The following is an 18,882-nucleotide window of genomic DNA, read 5'->3' on the forward strand; positions in this document are numbered from 1 at the left end:
GTTGTCAGTAAAATTTAGCTCTATGTTGCTACAGAGCCCTCAATGTTTCAACGAGTAGTAGATCTTTTCTGCCAGCCCTTGCGAAATACCCGGCACTTTTGCAATTTCCTCCATGCTGGCGTTGAGTAATCCTTGCAATCCGCCCATATACTTCAGCAGCATCTGGCGACGTTTTGGCCCAACGCCTTCAATGGTCTCCAGCGTGCTGGTGTTTTTCACCTTCGCCCGTTTTTTACGGTGACCGCTAATGGCGTGATCGTGTGACTCATCGCGAATATGCTGAATAACATGCAGCGCCGGGGAATCCGGCGGCAGGCTAAAGCCCTCACCTTCCGGCTCGAAGAACAACGTCTCCAGCCCGGCTTTACGATCGGCCCCTTTTGCCACCCCCAACAGCAGGGGATGGTTTTTATCCCAGCTGACGTCAAGGGATTCAAAGACCGCCTTCGCCTGGCCGAGTTGCCCTTTCCCGCCGTCAATCAGGATCACATCCGGGATCTTGCTCTCTTCAATAGCTTTACCATAGCGACGACGCAGCACCTGATTCATTGCCGCATAGTCATCCCCCGGGGTGATGCCGGTGATGTTGTAGCGACGATACTCAGCACGCAGCGGACCGTTCGCATCGAACACCACGCAGGAAGCAACGGTCTGCTCCCCCATGGTATGGCTGATGTCGAAACACTCCATGCGTTTCACTTCCGGCAATTTCAGAAGCGTCGCCAGAGCCGTTAAACGCTGGCTCACCGTCGACTGCTGGGAAAGTTTGGTGCTGAGCGCTGTCGCGGCATTGGTACGCGCCAGCTTCAGATAACGCGCACGGTCGCCGCGCGGTTTGGTCTGGACATTCACCCGACGTCCCGCCAGCTCGGATAAAGAATCGGCCAGCAGGGTTTTATCGGCAAGGTTAAAATCAAGCAGGATCTCCGACGGCAGCGTGCGCATCTGGCTCCCCTGCAGATAAAACTGGCCGACAAAAGTTTCAACCACTTCACCCAGCTCCGTACCGCCTGGCACTTTCGGGAAATAGCTGCGGCTGCCGAGCACTTTGCCCTGACGAATAAACAGCACATGCACACAGGCCAGACCGGCATCAAAGGCAACGCCGATCACGTCGAGATCGTCACCGGTGTTCGAAACAAACTGTTTCTCCGTCACCCGGCGCACCGCCTGAATCTGGTCACGTATGCGCGCGGCCTCTTCAAACTCCAGCGCGGCGCTGGCTTTCTCCATACGGGCAATCAGTTGGGTCAGGACCTGATCGTCTTTACCGGCTAAAAACAGGCGCACGTACTCAACCTGCTGCGCGTACTCTTCTTCACTCACCAGCCCGGCGACGCAGGGCCCCAGGCAGCGGCCAATCTGATACTGCAAGCACGGACGCGAGCGGTTACGGTAGACACTGTTTTCGCACTGACGAACAGGAAAGATTTTTTGCAGCAGCGCCAGCGTCTCACGCACGGCATAGCCGTTAGGAAACGGCCCAAAGTATTCACCCTTCGCATGTTTCGCACCACGGTGCATCGCGAGCCGGGGATGGGTATCGCCGCTCAGAAAAATAAACGGGTAGGATTTATCATCCCGCAGCAGAACGTTATAGCGCGGCTGATAGAGCTTAATATAGTTGTGCTCAAGCAGGAGTGCTTCTGTCTCCGTATGGGTGACGGTGACATCAATATTCTGGATAAGCGCGACCAGCGCTTCAGTCTTACGGGAGGCAAGGTTGCTGCGAAAATAGCTGGAGAGGCGTTTCTTGAGATCTTTCGCCTTCCCCACGTAGATAACCGTACCGCCAGCGTCATACATGCGATAAACGCCAGGCTGGCTGGTCACGGTTTTCAGAAATGCTTTTGAATCAAATACATCACTCACTGACTTAATAACGTCTCCGCATTACACAGACCATGACGGATGGCAAGATGAGTCAGTTCAACATCACCGTGGATGTTCAGTTTACTGAACATCCGATAACGATAGCTGTTCACCGTTTTCGGGCTGAGATTCAGTTGCTCCGAGATCTCATTTACCTTCTGGCCTTTGGTGATCATCAGCATAATCTGCAATTCACGCTCAGACAAACTGGCAAACGGAGATTCGGTTTTCTCCGGCTCAATCTGGCTCAGCGCCATTTGTTGCGCAATGTCGGAAGCAATGTAACGCTGGCCGGCAAAGACGGAACGAATCGCGTTCACCACTTCTTGCGGCGCGGCGCCTTTACTGAGGTAACCTGCCGCCCCTGCCTGCATCACCTTCGCAGGAAGCGGGTTTTCGGTATGTACGGTCAGCATGATGACTTTTGTGTCAACAAAGGTACGCGCGATTTTGCGTGTTGCTTCAAGCCCACCGATACCGGGCATGTTCATATCCATCAGCACCACATCGGCTGAATTGGTGCGGCACCATTTAACGGCATCTTCGCCACAGCACGCCTCACCGGCAACTTTAATACCTTTTATATCTTCAAGAATGCGTCGTATCCCTGCGCGCACCAGTTCGTGGTCATCAACAAGAAGGACGTTGATCAAAGGGAATGTCTCCAGAATAGGGATAACGCTACTGAGTGATAATTGGCTTTATATTAACGTTTTTCCTCACAAGATTAAAACGTTAAAAAACCGGCTATTCGATTTCGCTCGCGTTTTTGGAAATTAGCCTGTACAGATGCTGGAAAGAAAGCCCGCGCGTTGAGCGCTTGTACGGCTTTTTTTAAGCATCTGTATTCAAAAAGTTACAAAAATCGCTGCCCCGTCACGGTCAAAAAAACAGTTCTCAAATTTTTGTAACAATAATTAACGGCAAGCGAACCGGCCATAAACAATTAATAATCTTCGACCCTGTACAGTTTACTGGCACGCGGTGTTTATGCAAATAAACACCCTGCGGAAAAGTATGAAAAACAACCGCTGCATTTTTTGGAACAGCTTGTGGTATACTCCGCCGCCTTGACTTGCATCATCGCGCGCGAGCGCTGTTTTATAACGAGGAAAATAAATGAGCACACCTGAATTTGCAACTGCGGAGAATAGCCAGGAACTGGCCCAGGAAGTCAACTGCCTGAAAGCCCTGCTGACGCTGATGTTACAGGCAATGGGTCAGGCTGACGCCGGACGTGTGATCATTAAAATGGAAAAGCAAATCGCGCAGATGGAAAACCAGGCTGAGTCAGCGGTATTTGCCAATACCGTTAAGCAAATTAAACAAGCCTACCGTCAGTAAAAAAAAACGGCTGAATGTGTTGCATTCAGCCGTTATCTCGTCTGGCACGCAGAACGTTCTCTCTGCTCAGATTAACCCTGTCGCCGCCGCGTAACACGCAATCTGCGTCTTGTTTGGCGCGTTGAATTTCTTCTGCATATTCTTCTGATGGAAGTTAACGGTATTCTCCGAGATAGAGAGAATGATCGCTATTTCCGCTGATGTCTTCCCTTCCGCAGTCCATTTCAGAATTTCCCGCTCACGTTTGCTGAATTTCATTTCGGGTGGCATCACCATCTCATCTTCAAAACGCAGCAGGCTGGTTAACGCCATTTGCAGCAGCATCTGCAACCGCAGCTCTAATTCTTCGCTGGTGATCGCGCCCGCCTGAACGCTGGTACACGAAACGGACAGGAAACCGAGCGCGTGATTTGGCAGCATCAGGCACTGTGTTATTCCCTTACGCAAGCCATGGTCGCGTGCGCCATTCCATAATGCCTCAGCGTCCGCGAATAATTCATCCGTCCAGGGTAAATGGCCCTGAATGAAATTCTCCGGTTTGAGCACCGGATCAATGGCGAAATAATTCTCTGACTGATATTGCGCCATCCACCGTTGTGGATACGTGGCGTGTACAGATATCCTGGGGCGCGTAAATGGCACAGGATGGCGTACACAGAGTGCGTAATAATCAAATTCGAGCGCCTGAGTTTGTCGCTGTAGTTCCTGATATACCTCACTGGCACTGGTCAGTGCCTGAAACCGGAGGAAGCAATCCCGTCGCCAGGTGAAAAAGTCTGAATCCTTCATACTTACTAAATGAAGCCTCTGAAATGATATTCATTATTAAGGTGAATATAACCTAACACATAAAACTTATTTCTAACCACAAAATATCGGCAATAGCACAATTAACTTTAGTTTTGATAAGGTTTATCTGTACTGAGCGGAATAAAAAAACATGGCAGACGAAACCGCGAGAGAATAATTTGCTCCAGAAGAAAAATCTGGAGCAAATGCGTGCAAAAATGCTACTGCATAAGGAATTTTTCAAGGAATTGACGGGTTCGCGGCTGCTGCGGGTTGGCAAATAAACTTTTTGCCGGCCCCTGCTCCACAATCCGTCCTTGATCCATGAAAATAGCCCGGTCGGCGACGTCACGGGCAAAGCTCATTTCGTGAGTCACAATGACCATGGTGCGTTTTTCCTGTGCCAGCTGACGAATAGTGTTAAGCACCTCGCCCACCAGCTCAGGATCAAGCGCAGAAGTGGGTTCGTCAAAGAGGATCACATCCGGGCGCATTGCCAGCGCGCGGGCTATCGCCACACGCTGCTGTTGCCCGCCCGAAAGACGACGCGGATAGCTGGTCTCTTTCCCTGCCAGCCCCACTTTGGCAAGCAGTTCACGCGCGCGTGCCGTGGCTTCCTCTTTTGGTTCACCTTTCACAATCACCGGACCTTCAATAATGTTCTCCAGCACCGTCCGGTGCGGGAACAGATTGAAGCTCTGGAAAACAAACCCCACGTGCTGGCGCAGCTGGCGGATCAGGCCTTTTTGCTGGCTGATGGATTTACCGGTATCAATGGTGATCTCCCCAACCCGAATGGTGCCTCCCTCCGGCTGTTCAAGCAGGTTAATGCTGCGCAGCAGCGTGGTTTTTCCTGAGCCGCTCGGGCCGATAATCGCCACCACTTCACCCTGCTCCACCTCCAGATCGATCCCGTGGAGCACCGTTTGCCCGTGGAATTTCTTCACCAGGTTTTTAACGTCGATAGCACTCATTTTGGATCACGCTCCTGCCGGTTAAGCTGGTTTTCAAAATAGTTTTGCAGGGCAGACAGCACCGTTGCCATCACCCAGTAGATCAGCGAGGCAGCGAGATACATGGTAAACACTTCAAGCGTGCGCGAGGTGATAAGCTGCGCCTGACGGAACAACTCCGGCACCTGAATCGTCGCCGCCAGCGAGGTGTCTTTCACCAGGCTGATAAAGCTGTTGCTAAGCGGCGGCAACGCCACCCGCGCCGCCTGCGGCAGAATGGCCCGGCGCAAGGTTTGCCACGGTGTCATACCGATACTGGCTGCGGCTTCCCACTGCCCTTTATCAATCGACGAAATTGCCGCACGCAGGGTTTCCGAGGTATACGCCGCCGTATTAAGCGACAGACCAATCATCGCTGCCGGGATCGGGTCCAGTTCAATCCCGAACTGCGGTAAACCGTAGTAGATCATAAAGAGCTGCGCGATAAGCGGCGTGCCGCGAAACACAGAGATATAAAAACGAGCCAGCCAGCGCACCGGCCAGACGGGCGACATACGCATTAAGGCCAGCACAAACCCGAGGACCAGGCCGAAGAACATGCCACCAATACTGAGCTGTAAGGTGAACACCGCGCCTTTCAGCAGGAACGGCAGCGAATCGATAACCAGTTGAATACTTTCTTGCATTATTATTTTTCGACCTGATTTTTAGACATGAGGATGATAGGCAAACAGCGCGGGCGCGCCGCCGGTGTGCACAAATAAAATCGGCCCTTCATCCTTAAAGCGTTTCTGCGCAATGCCATCAATAAGCCCGGCCATCGCTTTGCCCGTATAGACCGGATCCAGCAGTATGCCTTCAAGGCGCGCCAGCAGTTTAACCGCTTCCATTCCCTCTTCGTTCGGTGTGCCGTAACCCGGCGCAAAATAGTCGTCCCACAGCAGAATATCGGCCTTTGCCTTCAGCTCCAGCTGGTCTGCCACCGCCTGCTGCAAGCTCACCACTTTGGGTTTCTGATCCGCAACGCTGCGCGATACCGTCACACCAATCAGCTCAACGTCCGGCAGCAGGTGCTCCAGCCCGACGGCCAGCCCCGCGTGCGTGCCCGCACTGCCAGAGGCAACCACCACTGACGAGAGGCTCACCGCCCCTTCGCACTGCTGAGCAATCTCCAGCGCGCTTTCCACATACCCCAGCGCACCCAGCGCATTCGAGCCGCCCACCGGAATGACATACGGACGAAAGCCCTGTGCTTCAAGGCGTGTGGCCAGCTCATCGAGCTGTGCGGTCGGGTCGGTCAACGCATCGACCATTTCAACCTGCACGTTAAAGAGATCTAGCAGCAAACGGTTGCCGTTGGTCAGGTAGTTCTCTGCCCGTGTACCGATTGGGTTTTCCAGCAACGCCACGCAGTGCAGCCCAAGTTTTGCCGCCACCGCCGCCGTCTGGCGAACGTGGTTGGACTGAATCGCCCCTGCGGTGACGAGCGTATCCGCCCCTTCACGCAGCGCATCAGCCGCCAGAAACTCCAGTTTGCGCAGCTTATTGCCCCCCATCGCCATTGGCGTCACGTCATCACGCTTAATAAAAATATCGCGTCCTAAATAGTCAGAAAATCGCGGCAGATACTCCAGCGGCGTCGGCGCGCCGATAAACTCCAGGCGGGGAAAGCGCGTTAAATTCTGTAGTGACATGGGTTCTCCGGTAACTCAGACAAAATGTGATATTTTTCATTATGCACGCAGACGCGTAAGAAATAAAAAAGGCGCTTTTAAAAGCGCCTTTTTTTAACGTCAAAGACTTATTTGGTGACGTCTGCCCCAAACCACTTCTCAGAAAGCGCTTTCAGGCTGCCGTCTTTTTGCATATCCGCAATGGCGGAGTCGATCGCCTTGACCAGGTCTTCGTTACCTTTACGGACAGCAACCCCGGATTCCTGACGAGAGAACGCATCACCGGCGACCGCCAGGGTGTTGTTGGTTTTCTTCACCAGATCCAGCGCCGCCAGACGGTCAACCAGGATGGCATCGATACGGCCAACGCGGAGATCCTGGTATTTTGTCGGGTCATCATCATAGGTGCGGATATCCACACCCTGAACGTTCTGGCGCAGCCACTCTTCGTAGTTGGTTCCGAGACCGACACCGACTTTCTTACCTTTCAGATCCGCGGCCGTTTTGATTGAGCCTTCGTTGCCTTTCTTCACCAGCGCCTGGATACCGGACACGGTGTACGGCGTGGAGAAGTCATACTTCTTCTTACGCTCGTCAGAAATGGTCACCTGGTTAATCACCACATCAATACGTTTGGAATCCAGCGACGCCAGCATACCGTCCCATTTGGTCGGTTTCAGGGACGCTTTCACCCCAAGGTGTTTCGCCAGTTCTTCTGCAAATTCCACTTCGAAACCGGTCAGTTTACCGTCATCACCCTGGAAGCTGAACGGAGGATAGGTTCCTTCCAGCCCGACCAACAGCGTACCGCGCTCTTTCACTTTGTTAAGCAGGTTCTCTGCGGCGAAGGTTTTCACGCTCATTCCCGCGACCAGCGCAACGACCATAACGCCCATCAGCGCCTGACGACCCAGAAGTGCTAATTTCATAAGTACCCCGATATAGTGGAATTTTTGTGTAGTGTAGAGAAATCGCCTGCAAGGTCAAAGGCGACTGCGCTACATCTTATTCTTTTTTAATATATATCAGAAGTTGTCCCGGCGTGGGCTTTCTGCTTTACCGCCGCCGGCATTTGGACCTTATATTGTACGTACTTGCGCAGCGCAATACGGTAGTTATTAGTACTGGTCGCAGGCAGCCACGGCTCCAGGTTTTCATCCAGATAGCCGGTCTTGAACAGATCGCGGGAAATGTTATTCACGGTCAGATGTTGCCCGAGGCGACGCAGGCGAACTACGTATTCGCGAACGGTCCCGTGGCTCATCTCGGTCTGTTCAAACAGGAACTGTTTGAAACCGATAATATCGAAGAAGTCGCTTTGCTCTTTGCAGTGGAGATCGCCACAGAAACGGCAAAGCGCCACCCACTCTTTCTGCTCTTCGAGCCACGCGGCTTCGTCCATCAACGTGTCGAGACGAGAAATCGCAATTTTATTGACGATTTCGCCACGACGAACCAGCGTGATACGATCGAGTAACTTGTTACAGTGGGCGCAATGCGTCTGGCTGTGTTTAAAGTCTTTCAGGTAGCGGCTTAAAGGCCGTCTTTTAGATTGCTGCACCGTCATGATAACTCCTGGTTGTCAATACGTTGTGCGGCATTTTTCAGGTGAATCAATCACCTATAACTTACCCAGCTTGGTTCGTAAGCGTTTGATGGCCTGGCTGTGCAGCTGGCTTACCCGCGACTCTCCCACTTCCAGAACAGCGCCAATCTCTTTGAGATTAAGCTCTTCCTGATAATAGAGGGTTAACACCAGCTGTTCGCGCTCTGGCAAAGCTTCAATGGCTTCCATCACGCGCTGGCGTAAATTACCTTCCATTAAATGGTGTAACGGGTTTTCTTGCTGATGCTCATCCGTCACCAGCTCGATGCTATCGCCATGCTCTTCGCGCCACTCGTCATAAGAGAAGAGTTGGCTATTATTGGTATCGAGCAACATCTGACGATACTCTTCAACAGGAATACCAAGCCGTTCCGCCACTTCCGTTTCCGTCGCGTTGCGTCCCAGTTCCTGTTCCAGCTGCCCCATCGCATGCGCCACTTCGCGCGCGTTGCGGCGAACACTGCGCGGCACCCAGTCCCGGCTGCGCAGCTCGTCCAGCATCGCACCACGAATACGCTGAACTGCGTAAGTGGTAAATGCCGTTCCTTGCAGAGCGTCGTATCGGTCAACTGCATTCAATAACCCGATACCGCCCGCCTGTAGCAGATCGTCCAGTTCCACGCTCGCCGGCAAACGCACCTGGAGGCGCAATGCTTCGTGACGCACCAGCGGGACATAACGCTGCCACAGCGAGTGTTTATCCATTACACCTTCAGCGGTATAGAGTGAATTCACGATAAACAGCCCTGCGTTAGTTGAGTTATCGGCATGATTATCCGATTCTGCAGGGCGTTCAATTGGATGAATAGTGGGTAAAATAAGGGGTTATTTGGGGGTTACCGATGCATGTCGGGATAACATGCATCCTGCAGCAGGAATAACGTCAGCCTTTTTTACACAGCAAGAATATGCTTGAACATAAATCAGGGTATTGATGGCCTAACTCGTAGCAGCCCTCAAGATATTGCGTCGAGATGATATCCGTCTGTAAAAGTTTATCCCACTGGAAATTAGCCAGCGCTTTGAAAAAAATACCTGTGCGATAAACCACATTCAGTCCGGCAAGACGGGCATCTCTCTCAAGCGTATCCAGAGAATAAGTGCAACGATGGCCATGGAGAAACTCGGCCTCCGTCACCGCACTATTATGCGAGATTAATCCCATTTTGACCGCAATCTGTCGGGAAGCGGCATGCGCATTGGGACACACCAGAAAAAGGTGTCCGTCATCCGTTAGCCATTCATCATTAATGCGTTTTAAGAGGTTAACGGGATCGTCAATATGCTCCAGTACATGAGTGAGAACAATATTGTCATAACGCTCAGAAAGTTGAACATCCTCAAAGCGGGAATGGACAAACGAGACATTTTTTCCCAGGCGCTCACGGGCGATGGCCATCGCCTCTTCGGAAGCTTCCACGCAGGTGATGGCGTTAAATTTTTCAGCCAGGCGTGCGGTGAAATCACCTTTAAAACTACCCAGTTCAAGTAAATTACCCGGCTTAAAGAACGGTGTGAACGCACGAATCATAAAAGGGTGCATCACATCAAAATCAAAGTTATAGGCGTACTGATGTTCGGCAGTATCCTTGATTTCCAGATTGTAATCACGAAGGGTCATGTTGTTTTCTCTCTCTGTAAAGTCATGGTTATCTTTGAACCGTTTGCTATTCCAAAGGTAAAACCATGCTTTAGATATAAACGTTGTGCCGACACGTTATTCTTATCGACTTCAAGATTAATTTCAGTCACACCCTGGGAGTGTAAATGTGCAATGCTTTGAATTAACAGCTGGCTACCCATGCCGCAATGCTGAGCGTCCGGCAAAACGGAAACATTGGTAATAAATCCCTGCTGACGCTGCGCGTTATAATAGGCAGCCACCAGTCCGCTGAGGGTGTTGTTTTGCCAGGCTTCGCTTCGCCATGCCCGCGCCACTATTTTTTGGGCATAGTCCTGTAACGCTATTCTTTCGCTGATTGACGCAATAAATAGCGGGTCACACCGGTTAAAATGTTCGACTATCTCCGCCCGAGAGGCGCGGTTTTGACAAAACACCCAGCGATTCATAACACCAGTTCCGCAAGGCCGAAGCCCGCTTTGCCAAACGCATTACCGTTATAAAGCAAATAGACTTTTTCATCGCAGCGGAAAAGATGGGGATAGCACTGCATTTCGCTGTCCCAGTCATCCACGGACGCGAGCGACGCCATCTGGCTATCATCACGATGCCAGTGGTGTAAATCATCAGACCAGGCATAGCCCAGACGATAACCGCGCCCCTGCCCAGTACGGAAATCGAAACACTCCCGGAAGCAAAAGACCATATGATACCGGCCATTGATTTCAATCACCGTCGGCAGCGCCTGACATTCGTCTTCCCCCAGCACCGAAGGAATGATTTGCTGGCTGTCACGCTGCCAGTTGATGCCATCGTCTGATTCCGCATGGGCAATTTTATAAATGCGGTCCGGCACCGATTCCGGCGTCCGCTTTTTCCAGCCCGTGCCAAAGATGTACCACATGTGGAAACGTTCACGGGTATGGATGACAAAGCCATCACCCACTAAGTGTGGCTCGTGCAATGAGGGGCCCATCACCGGCCCGGTACCGACACGGGTGAAGTGTTCGCCATTGTCTGTGCTTACTGCCAGACCAATGGCCGTATCAACCGAGACCGAAACGCGACGGTTCCACCCGGTTGTCCAGGCCATGATTTTGCCGTCGTGACGCAAAACGTTGCAGGGGAAAATACCGTGCTCGTCGAATGTGCCCAGTTCAGCAGGAGCAAGCACCGGCTCGGGACTGATGCGAAGCACCTCCCGCAGAGATTTATCCATATCCACATAGCAGACGCGGCTGATAAACTTTGCTGAGTGCTTTTCTTGCTCACGCGTGGAGAAGTAGATACGGACAAAGTCATCAAACACCAGCGCTTGCGGAGACTGGGCAAACCCTACCCCATTTGCCAGAGGAGGAAACTGCGACGGCGAATAGATTAGTCCGTGCTTACGCCAGTTCAGGGTTAGCATAATTTGCCCTCAAGTTGTGCCAGGCCAAAGCCATAGCGGCCCACCTGATCCCCCAGATAAGCCATGTAAATAGTGCCATCCAGTTCAAATACGTGGGGGTAGCTGATCATCTCGGCATCCCACCCGGAGGCAGACACATCAATGCCAGCTTTACTGTCATCCCGATGCCACGTGATCATATCCAGACTCCACGCGTAGCCGATGCGGTAACCGTTCTGCTTTCCGCGATAATGGGCGCTGTAGCGGTAGCAAAAGAACATATGGTATTTGCCGTTGGCGTAAAAGACATCCGGGCTGGCCTGCGCCTCGTCCTCTTCGATACGGCTGGGGATCAGATCTTTATTCAGCTTCGTCCAGTTGATGCCATCGTCTGAGGTCGCCATGCGGATCTTGTAGACCGGCTCTGCGCGGCCATCCACCCACTTCCATTTGCGCCCGGCGATATAAAAAAGCTGCCACTGGTTATTGAATCTGCGAATTTTTGGCCCACTCATCACAAACGGCTCATCCGGTGAGTAACCAATTGCCGGTCCCGGGCCCGCTTTAACAAAGGTTTCCCCCTGGTCATGGCTCACCGCCATGCCAATTGCCACGTTAAACGGCACCGATTCGCAGCGGGTCCAGCCTGCATACCAGGCTTTTACCACATCGTTATCGCGCATAACGGAGACGGGATAGGTTCCAAATTCGTCGAACTCTCCGTATCCGCCCAACGGGAGAATCGGTTCGCGGGCGACGCGCAACACGTGGAAGAGATCGTCACGTGCCAAATCGACCCAGGCGGAGTAGCTGACATATTTTCCCTGTTCATCGGCGGGTGGACGGCAGGAGAAATAGACGCGTACGAAATCATCAAAGATCAGCGTCGCAGGGGCCTGCGCAAACTCTTTAAGCCAGGGGAGATGGGTCACTTCCTGCGGGGTAAAGACCTTACCCAATTTTTTCCATGTAAACATATTAAATTAACTCATAACCATGCTGGAGGCGACGAACCACCTCATTGCGAGGGTTAAACATCATGACGTCAATAATCGACAGCCACGGAATAAACGCCGCGTCAGAATGCGGGTAGTGCCACGGCTGCGGCTGGATAAATTTCAGCTCAAGTCCGCGGTCGACAAAATCCTCCCGGGAATAGAGCGCCATGCCCCCCGGGGGATTAATATACGTACGGGCGTTCATCACCTGACAAATATCGATGACGCGATCCTGAGACTTTAACGCGTGATTCGCCGGTAATGAGGACGAGACAATCAGCTCGCAGGAGAAGCCAAAATAGTCCCGCAGCCGGTTCAAGCCCTGCCACAGATAATTAAACAGGTTTTCGTCCGGGTTCTGAATAATCTCCTCAACCACAGGCATTACCGCAGAAAATGAGGGGGCATGGCGATACGCCCCGATTATCTGATTGCACAGCTTATTGCGGTCAAACGCGGCTGAGAGCTGCCGCTCCCTGATATCCAGAAAGTCCGAGTCTTTTTTTAGCGGCAGCGAGATTAACGACTCCGCACCGCGAACCTGAATACGGTTACGGTTAATCCACCCTTTTTTCGTGTATTTGATGTTGTCATACACCACGAAAGCATCAACGGCCGCCATGAGCTGAAAATAGCCGCAATACGGGAAAAAATAGGGTTGCATGATCGCCAGCTTCATCGGTTTCCTTTCCTATCCATTGACCACCAGCGCAGGCTCTGCCGCATGAGTAGCATCGATAAACAAGCCCTGAATAATCTCAATAATACGACGCTGATCGGCCACCGGCAGTCCGGGATAGATAGGCAGGCAAAGCACCGCATGAGAAATTTCATCGGCAACCGGGAGATGTTGTACATTCGCCGTCGGGAAGTGGCGATACATCGGGAAGGCGCTGATAAGCGGGTAGAAATAACGGCGGGCATAGATATTATGCTTACGTAATTCCGCATAAATCGCATCCCGGCTGACCGCCGAATCTGCGCGAATAAGTACCGGGAAGTAAGAGTAATTCCATTCAATATTACTGGCCGGTTTAATGTATTCCAGCGCAGGAAGCGCGGCATCGAGCAGTTCAACGTAACGCTGATAAATCACCGCACGTTCCTGCAGCGCACCGTCAATATACTTTAATTGCAGCAGTCCCATGGCCGCCTGCACTTCATTCATCTTGGCGTTAATACCCGGCGCCATCACGATGGTTTCATCGGCAAAGCCAAAGTTTTTAAGATAATCGATGCGCTGTTTGGTTTTGGCGTCGTGGCAAATAATGGCGCCCCCTTCGAAGGTATTAAATACCTTCGTGGCGTGGAAGCTCAGCACGGAGAGATCGCCATAATTGAGAATGCTGGCGTTATCCTGTTTGACGCCGAAACAGTGGGCCGCATCGTAAATCACCTTCAGCCCATAGGTATCGGCAATCTTCTGGATGCGTTCCATATCGCACGGAATACCGTAGCAGTGGACCGGCATGATGGCCGTTGTTTTAGGCGTAATCAGTTCTTCAATGCGATCCGGATCGATATTAAACGTGACAGGGTCAATATCGGCAAACACCGGCGTTAAATCATTCCACAGCAGGCTGTGAGAGGTGGCGACAAAGGAGTATGGCGTGGTGATCACTTCGCCCGTAATACGCAATGTCTGCAGCGCCGTCAGCAGCGCGAGCGTGCCGTTAGAGAACAGGCAGACATGCTTTACGCCCAGATAGGCCGCCAGCGCCTCTTCCAGTTGCTGATGGAATTGCCCGCTGTTGGTCAAAATTTTACTTTCCCACAAGGTCTCCAGGTAAGGGATGAACTCCTCAAGTGGTGGAAGAAGTGGACTGGTAACGTAGACATTTTTCATAAGTTAATCCTCAGTACCTGTTACCCGGAAACTGTGAGGTGCTTCGTCAGCACACCATTTACGCCAGGCCTGACGTAGGGCCTGCTGGAAAGGAATCGCCACATTGCTCTGCCCCTGCGTCGGGATCGTGCTCCGCATGTTCTGGCGCAAGGCGTTAAGGGTTTCCAGTTGGGTTTGCCAGCGCACGGCTTTATCGAAATAGTCCTGCTGACTTTCCGCAACAAATTCATCCAGCCCGTAGATATGCATAATCTCGAGCCCCTGACGGGCAGGATAGGTCGCCCCTGCCAGGGTGAGCGTCGGGACGCCCATCCAGATGCCATGGCTGGTGGTGGTGCCTCCGTTGTACGGGAAGGAGTCAAGGAGCATGTCCACCTCGTGATGCATCTGCAGGTAGGCCTCCATTCCCGTAGTTTTACGGAAGATGAGCTGTTCATCCGCCACGCCCAGCGCATTGAGCTTTTTGCGGTAGCGGGCGATCATCGCGTCATCATCCATAAAACCAATCAGCAGCCGTGACGTGGCGTTATGCTGGAGAATGCGCGCCCACAGCGCGAAGACACGATCGTTCAATTTTTTAGGACGGTTAAAGCTACCGTAGGTAAACCAGCCGTTCGTCAGGGCTGGCAGCGTATTGACGTCAGGACTGGACGCATCCGGCTCGAAGAAGTTATCAAGCGGGATTGCAATCAGCTTCTCCGTGAACTGCGCGTCTATCGCCGCATTTCTGACAAACCCGGTACTGATAATGCGGTAATCCATCTGCGTCATCCCGGTTGTGCCCGGGTAGCCCAGCCAGGTGATTTGCACTGGCGCAGGCTTAAAGGCAAACGCAGGTAACCGCGTTCCGGTGGTATGGCCCGAGAGGTCAAAAAGAATATCGATCCCGTCACTGTGGATCTGTTTTGCCAGCTCAACGTTATTGAGATCGGTAACGGATAACCACTTCGTCGAGGTGTTACGGAAGTGCTCCGTGACGGCATCATCTTTATCGAGCGTGCTATAGCCGTAGAGGGAGAACTGTTCCCGGTCCATACCATCCCAGAACGGCCGCAGGAAACGGCTTACCGGGTGGTTGCGGAAATCGCCGGAGACAAAGCCGACGCGCAGCGGCCGCTCTGGATCCTTGCTACCCTGCCACGGCAGCGCCAGGTCGAATTTTTTCGCCCATGCGCTCACCAGCTCGCCATAAGCAAGATGGCGCTCGAAGAGCACCTCCGGCGAGACGGAAAAATCGTGGGTCAGAACAAACAGCAAGCTGGTGAAACAGTCAAAATCACCCGGCGCAAACTCGAGCGATTTCTCAAGGAAATAGCGTGCTTCCGTCAGTTTCTGGTTATCACTCAGAATGATGCCCATCATTGCGAGATGCAGCGGGTTCGTGGCGTTATAGCGCAAAGACTCTCTGGCACAGCGTTCAGCCATGGCCATGTTGCGGCGCGAGTGATACACCACCGCCAGCGTATTCCAGAATGACGCGTTGTTTTTATTCAACCGCAGCAGCGCCTGGAGGATGCGGGCTGAATAATGCAACTCACCCTTTTTCTGCAGCACGGTGGCCAGGTCGAACCAGATATCCTGCCCGGCAGAGTAGCGGCTCATCAGTTGACCGAGTGCCGATAAGGCCTCATCCCAGTCCCCCATCAGCAGGCTGGCGCGGGAATAGCAGCGAAGCATATGCAGGTTATGGGGGTCGTTTTCAATCTGTCCCCGGATATAATCACGCGCGTCTTTAGCCAGCCCCGCAGCAATCAGGGCATTGACGTTTTTGTAGATGAGATCGATAGCAGGATCCTGTTCATCCTTCTCCCCTGCCATTATCTGCCCGTCAGCCAGTAAACCGCCCTGCTGCGACCCGACGTTAAGCAGCAACAGCGTATCGATGCTACGTTTGAGATAGTCGACATCCCCCGGGCGTAAATAATGCTGCTGTGCTCTGCGCCACGCTTCAGGGGAGCCTTTCAACAGACCTTTCGCTTTCAGTGCCGAAAAAAGTTCGCTGCTTTTGGCCTGATTGACATCCATGCCTGCAAGTGCAAATTCACGCTCTTCCTGACTAAGCGTGACGCGCGCGCCCCACAGATTAAACGTGACATCGGCGTCATCGCCTGCCTGAAGAGGTGAAATGAAGGCAAGTTCACGTTCCGGTTGAACATTGTATGGCCCCGGTGAACCGGCCCAGTAGAGTCCCGGAATTTGATTGAGAAACAGATCTTTCAGTGACTCAAGTACCTGCTGGGCGACATCCTCCTCCTTTTCAGGAAGACGGGTGTTGAACACCAGCTGTTCAAACGACAGGCTCAGCGGCCATGCGCCGCCAAGCAGATCGAGAATGTGCAGGGTCGTAGTATTAAGCGTTGAGAAAAACTTCCCTTCCGCGTTGGTGTGAGCATTAACAATCTCACCCCGTTCGTTGCGGTAACGCCTGAAATCACCGGCCCAGTGCAGCGTGTTCAGGCGGGTAAAATCCAGCGCCGCCGCGTTGACGGCATCATCACGGGAAAGCAGGCTGACGCGCTCGCGACGGTTGACGGCAAAATCGAGATATTGCTGCGCGGCAATCGACGTCTGTCCGGATGAGACCAGAGCGTGCAGCTGATGAATTTGCTCGCTAACGCTTTCACCCGTTTCGTACTGCGGCAGCGCATCTCCCACGTAGCGTAACCCGCAGGCGGAAAGGCTATCGTTGAAGTGAATAAACTGCCCGGAGGTATGGGTGGCGCTTGCCAGCATCTCACTAAGGGTGGCGTCGTCAACGTGCTCCATCGCGAGCACATGGTGTTTGATCTCGCCTTCCGGCTGAGTCATGGCCAGATAGCTGAGCATGCCGCGAGCAAACGCCACCTGCTCTTCTGGGCGGCCCGCAAGACGTGCATGGAAAGCCAGCGCATCCTGGACATATTGCGCCGCGGATTCAGGCGGGGTAAAGGTTTGATGAATGGCAATCATGCCGCGCGCCGCCAAATGACGATGACACCACTGCAACAGCGCGTCACGCTCTGGCATGCCAGCAGGAATAAAGTCCCCGCGGATCAGAATGTAATCGAACTCACCCGGCGACACGCTCAACACATCGTTAAGACCCGCCGCAACCAGTTCGATATTGGCGATACCCAGACGCTGCGCCTGCCTCTGCCCCGCTGAAACAGCCTCTTCGTTACTATCAATCCCTATCCCGACACAATCCGGCCAGGCCAGCGCAGCGGATAACAACACATCTCCCTGTCCGCAGCCTAAATCCAGGACGCGCGCATTTTCAGGCGCCCCGGCAGGAAACTGATACAGAGCAGCGGCAGCCTGCAGACTGGATAGCGTGAATCGATTATCTGGATACAACATACAGAGAAAGTTCCATGAGTTCAGTGGTTAGCCAAAATAGGTTTGTTGCATCGCAGCTTTATAGTTCTGGTACGCTTCGCCGCCTGATTTTTGCGTGGTCACGGTCCAGCTGAACGTGTCGTCGGTGTAGCGAATGTCGATCAGTTTCTCCAGCGGCTCGCGATGAATGGCCATCTGTTCTATCGCCGGAAGGGCATCCAGTGAGACCGACAGCGCGACCTGATCAAGGAACCACTCCGCATTACCGCGGCGTAAGTTCCAGTCAATAAAGGTGGCGACAAGCGAAAGGTATTTACGCGAAAGCTTGCCAGGGACCGTATAGACAAAGCCCGCAGGCACCTGCTCCCACGGCGGCGCGCCGTTGCTGTAAGAGAGGACAATCTCACTCTTCGGGAGATGTGGCTCAATATCCGACCAGTTCTGACGCACCAGACAATCCGCATCAAGCACCATGATCGGTGACATGAATACGCTCAGCGCATAGCTAAGGAAGACAAAGCGTCTTGAGGCATACCAGACATTGATACCAAAAACAGGCGTAATGGTTTCGGCCGTCGCGGATATCACCATGCCCGGAAAACGCTGGTGCAGGGCATTAACGTGCGCCTTTGTCTCATCATCCGGGTTATAAAGATGCAGGTGAACGTTAAGTCCATCGCCGTTGGTGTGGTAGACAGACCCTAACAGCGTCAGGGCATGATCGAAGTAATAACGTTTGTCGCACGCCACCAGAACCGTGGTTTTTCCGTTTTCTTCCGCCGGAAGAAGCCACTCGTAGTGCGAAAAATCAGGCTCATAATCAGGCATTTTCAGGGCGGAAAAATCGATGAACGATTCGGGACAGCCACCCAGCTTATGAATGCCCGTGACGATCATCAGCATCGTTAACGCGTCTTCACCAATATGTTCAGGATTGGCGGTCAGCTGCTGGATAAGCGTCTGCATCTGATTAAAATCATCTTCCATCAGACAAACCAACAACAATATTTTCATCACGGTTGGGGATGGACTCACCACCGCGTAGTAGTTAGAAATCAGGAATAAGGCGGCGTCAATTTCGTTAATGCGGAAGAAGACCTGAATACCCGCCACCAGTAGATTAATGCTGTTGTCGTGTTGAAGCGCCTCTACCACCCAGCCGGTAATGGTGTCGCTCATCTCTTTTGAAAATGGCGTGGGCTTCCCTTCATTTTTAAAATCAAACGCGGCGTTTGCAGCAGCAATCGCGCACAGCATGCGCTTCACGGCGAGTTCTTTGTCTGCATCCAGATCGGTCATGGCTTCCATGATCTGGGGTTCGAGCGTGGCAATATCGGAATTTTTATAATGCAGGATTTCGGTAACGATATGCGCAGGCAATGCATCCGTTTCCGGCAGGAAAATTAACCGTGAAAATTCGTCACGGTAAAACTGATGCAGCGATCGTGTACGCTCGAACTTGTTCATCCCGA

Annotated in this window: 19 protein-coding genes; 2 read left to right on the plus strand and 17 right to left on the minus strand. The window is 52.6% G+C overall.

All coding sequences use genetic code 11. The annotated features are described in order from the left end of the window. Positions 1-39: 39 nt before the first annotated feature. Together uvrC and uvrY are read right to left on the minus strand one after the other, a co-directional pair. Positions 40-1,872 carry an excinuclease ABC subunit UvrC gene (gene uvrC, locus ACQG2G_RS13565; protein WP_013096027.1) on the minus strand — a complete coding sequence of 611 codons (1,833 nt, stop codon included), beginning with the start codon at positions 1,870-1,872 and terminating at the stop codon, positions 40-42. Beyond that, positions 1,869-2,525, minus strand: a complete 657-nt coding sequence (gene uvrY / locus ACQG2G_RS13570) for a UvrY/SirA/GacA family response regulator transcription factor (protein ID WP_013096026.1) — start codon at positions 2,523-2,525, stop codon at positions 1,869-1,871. Before uvrY ends, uvrC begins: the two co-directional genes overlap by 4 nt. Before the next feature lie 399 nt (positions 2,526-2,924). Between uvrY and ACQG2G_RS13575 the strand changes: the two genes are divergently transcribed. Next, positions 2,925-3,005 carry a hypothetical protein gene (locus tag ACQG2G_RS13575; protein ID WP_418250438.1) on the plus strand — a complete coding sequence of 27 codons (81 nt, stop codon included), beginning with the start codon at positions 2,925-2,927 and terminating at the stop codon, positions 3,003-3,005. Beyond that, positions 2,992-3,216, plus strand: a complete 225-nt coding sequence (locus tag ACQG2G_RS13580; protein WP_013096025.1) for a DUF2594 family protein — start codon at positions 2,992-2,994, stop codon at positions 3,214-3,216. Before ACQG2G_RS13575 ends, ACQG2G_RS13580 begins: the two co-directional genes overlap by 14 nt. Positions 3,217-3,282: 66 nt before the next feature. Here ACQG2G_RS13580 and sdiA read toward each other — a convergent pair whose 3' ends face one another. The 15 genes from sdiA to ACQG2G_RS13655 all read right to left on the minus strand — a co-directional run bounded on the left by sdiA (position 3,283) and on the right by ACQG2G_RS13655 (position 18,877). Next, complete coding sequence (gene sdiA / locus ACQG2G_RS13585) at positions 3,283-4,005, minus strand: transcriptional regulator SdiA (protein ID WP_023622078.1); 723 nt, start codon at positions 4,003-4,005, stop codon at positions 3,283-3,285. Positions 4,006-4,226: 221 nt separating this feature from the next. Next, positions 4,227-4,979: an L-cystine ABC transporter ATP-binding protein TcyN gene (gene tcyN / locus ACQG2G_RS13590; protein ID WP_013096023.1), complete on the minus strand. Its 753-nt coding sequence runs from the start codon at positions 4,977-4,979 to the stop codon at positions 4,227-4,229. Continuing rightward, the gene (tcyL, locus tag ACQG2G_RS13595; protein WP_013096022.1) at positions 4,976-5,644 is read right to left on the minus strand and encodes a cystine ABC transporter permease; all 669 of its coding nucleotides are present in this window, start codon (positions 5,642-5,644) and stop codon (positions 4,976-4,978) included. The genes tcyN and tcyL overlap by 4 nt, the downstream gene beginning before the upstream one ends. A 21-nt stretch (positions 5,645-5,665) precedes the next feature. Beyond that, positions 5,666-6,652 (minus strand): D-cysteine desulfhydrase, encoded by a 987-nt coding sequence (gene dcyD / locus ACQG2G_RS13600; RefSeq protein WP_061771549.1) that lies wholly within the window; start codon positions 6,650-6,652, stop codon positions 5,666-5,668. A gap of 107 nt (positions 6,653-6,759) precedes the next feature. After that, the gene (gene tcyJ / locus ACQG2G_RS13605; RefSeq protein WP_061771548.1) at positions 6,760-7,560 is read right to left on the minus strand and encodes a cystine ABC transporter substrate-binding protein; all 801 of its coding nucleotides are present in this window, start codon (positions 7,558-7,560) and stop codon (positions 6,760-6,762) included. Between the two features lie 86 nt (positions 7,561-7,646). After that, on the minus strand, positions 7,647-8,198 hold the full coding sequence (gene fliZ, locus ACQG2G_RS13610) for a flagella biosynthesis regulatory protein FliZ (protein ID WP_061771547.1): 552 nt from the start codon (positions 8,196-8,198) through the stop codon (positions 7,647-7,649). Between the two features lie 54 nt (positions 8,199-8,252). Further along, positions 8,253-8,972 carry an RNA polymerase sigma factor FliA gene (locus ACQG2G_RS13615; protein WP_013096018.1) on the minus strand — a complete coding sequence of 240 codons (720 nt, stop codon included), beginning with the start codon at positions 8,970-8,972 and terminating at the stop codon, positions 8,253-8,255. Between the two features lie 148 nt (positions 8,973-9,120). Then, entirely contained in the window at positions 9,121-9,858 is a 738-nt protein-coding gene (locus ACQG2G_RS13620; protein ID WP_061771546.1) for a class I SAM-dependent methyltransferase, read from the minus strand. Beyond that, on the minus strand, positions 9,855-10,307 hold the full coding sequence (locus ACQG2G_RS13625) for a GNAT family N-acetyltransferase (RefSeq protein WP_061771545.1): 453 nt from the start codon (positions 10,305-10,307) through the stop codon (positions 9,855-9,857). Before ACQG2G_RS13625 ends, ACQG2G_RS13620 begins: the two co-directional genes overlap by 4 nt. Continuing rightward, positions 10,304-11,269: a hypothetical protein gene (locus ACQG2G_RS13630; protein ID WP_260251543.1), complete on the minus strand. Its 966-nt coding sequence runs from the start codon at positions 11,267-11,269 to the stop codon at positions 10,304-10,306. Before ACQG2G_RS13630 ends, ACQG2G_RS13625 begins: the two co-directional genes overlap by 4 nt. After that, entirely contained in the window at positions 11,263-12,225 is a 963-nt protein-coding gene (locus ACQG2G_RS13635; RefSeq protein ID WP_028028148.1) for a glycosylase, read from the minus strand. Before ACQG2G_RS13635 ends, ACQG2G_RS13630 begins: the two co-directional genes overlap by 7 nt. A gap of 1 nt (position 12,226) precedes the next feature. Then, entirely contained in the window at positions 12,227-12,925 is a 699-nt protein-coding gene (locus tag ACQG2G_RS13640; RefSeq protein ID WP_061772578.1) for a WbqC family protein, read from the minus strand. A gap of 12 nt (positions 12,926-12,937) precedes the next feature. Then, the gene (locus tag ACQG2G_RS13645) at positions 12,938-14,092 is read right to left on the minus strand and encodes a DegT/DnrJ/EryC1/StrS family aminotransferase (protein ID WP_061772577.1); all 1,155 of its coding nucleotides are present in this window, start codon (positions 14,090-14,092) and stop codon (positions 12,938-12,940) included. Between the two features lie 3 nt (positions 14,093-14,095). Then, on the minus strand, positions 14,096-17,431 hold the full coding sequence (locus ACQG2G_RS13650; protein ID WP_061772576.1) for a methyltransferase domain-containing protein: 3,336 nt from the start codon (positions 17,429-17,431) through the stop codon (positions 14,096-14,098). A gap of 27 nt (positions 17,432-17,458) precedes the next feature. Further along, positions 17,459-18,877 (minus strand): hypothetical protein, encoded by a 1,419-nt coding sequence (locus ACQG2G_RS13655; RefSeq protein ID WP_061772575.1) that lies wholly within the window; start codon positions 18,875-18,877, stop codon positions 17,459-17,461. Positions 18,878-18,882 lie beyond the last annotated feature (5 nt).

It is taken from the genome of Enterobacter cloacae complex sp. 382A5 (genome assembly GCF_050031095.1).
Lineage (GTDB): Bacteria > Pseudomonadota > Gammaproteobacteria > Enterobacterales > Enterobacteriaceae > Enterobacter > Enterobacter cloacae.

Bases quoted from the DNA above. Each gene is read 5' to 3' on its own strand.
- ACQG2G_RS13640 (WP_061772578.1), bottom strand. From the start codon at position 12,925: ATGAAGCTGGCGATCATGCAACCCTATTTTTTCCCGTATTGCGGCTAT.
- ACQG2G_RS13620 (WP_061771546.1), bottom strand. From the start codon at position 9,858: ATGACCCTTCGTGATTACAATCTGGAAATCAAGGATACTGCCGAACAT.
- ACQG2G_RS13625 (WP_061771545.1), bottom strand. From the start codon at position 10,307: ATGAATCGCTGGGTGTTTTGTCAAAACCGCGCCTCTCGGGCGGAGATA.
- tcyN (WP_013096023.1), bottom strand. From the start codon at position 4,979: ATGAGTGCTATCGACGTTAAAAACCTGGTGAAGAAATTCCACGGGCAA.
- dcyD (WP_061771549.1), bottom strand. From the start codon at position 6,652: ATGTCACTACAGAATTTAACGCGCTTTCCCCGCCTGGAGTTTATCGGC.
- tcyJ (WP_061771548.1), bottom strand. From the start codon at position 7,560: ATGAAATTAGCACTTCTGGGTCGTCAGGCGCTGATGGGCGTTATGGTC.
- fliZ (WP_061771547.1), bottom strand. From the start codon at position 8,198: ATGACGGTGCAGCAATCTAAAAGACGGCCTTTAAGCCGCTACCTGAAA.
- tcyL (WP_013096022.1), bottom strand. From the start codon at position 5,644: ATGCAAGAAAGTATTCAACTGGTTATCGATTCGCTGCCGTTCCTGCTG.
- ACQG2G_RS13630 (WP_260251543.1), bottom strand. From the start codon at position 11,269: ATGCTAACCCTGAACTGGCGTAAGCACGGACTAATCTATTCGCCGTCG.
- ACQG2G_RS13645 (WP_061772577.1), bottom strand. From the start codon at position 14,092: ATGAAAAATGTCTACGTTACCAGTCCACTTCTTCCACCACTTGAGGAG.
- sdiA (WP_023622078.1), bottom strand. From the start codon at position 4,005: ATGAAGGATTCAGACTTTTTCACCTGGCGACGGGATTGCTTCCTCCGG.
- ACQG2G_RS13655 (WP_061772575.1), bottom strand. From the start codon at position 18,877: ATGAACAAGTTCGAGCGTACACGATCGCTGCATCAGTTTTACCGTGAC.
- ACQG2G_RS13580 (WP_013096025.1), top strand. From the start codon at position 2,992: ATGAGCACACCTGAATTTGCAACTGCGGAGAATAGCCAGGAACTGGCC.
- ACQG2G_RS13650 (WP_061772576.1), bottom strand. From the start codon at position 17,431: ATGTTGTATCCAGATAATCGATTCACGCTATCCAGTCTGCAGGCTGCC.
- ACQG2G_RS13635 (WP_028028148.1), bottom strand. From the start codon at position 12,225: ATGTTTACATGGAAAAAATTGGGTAAGGTCTTTACCCCGCAGGAAGTG.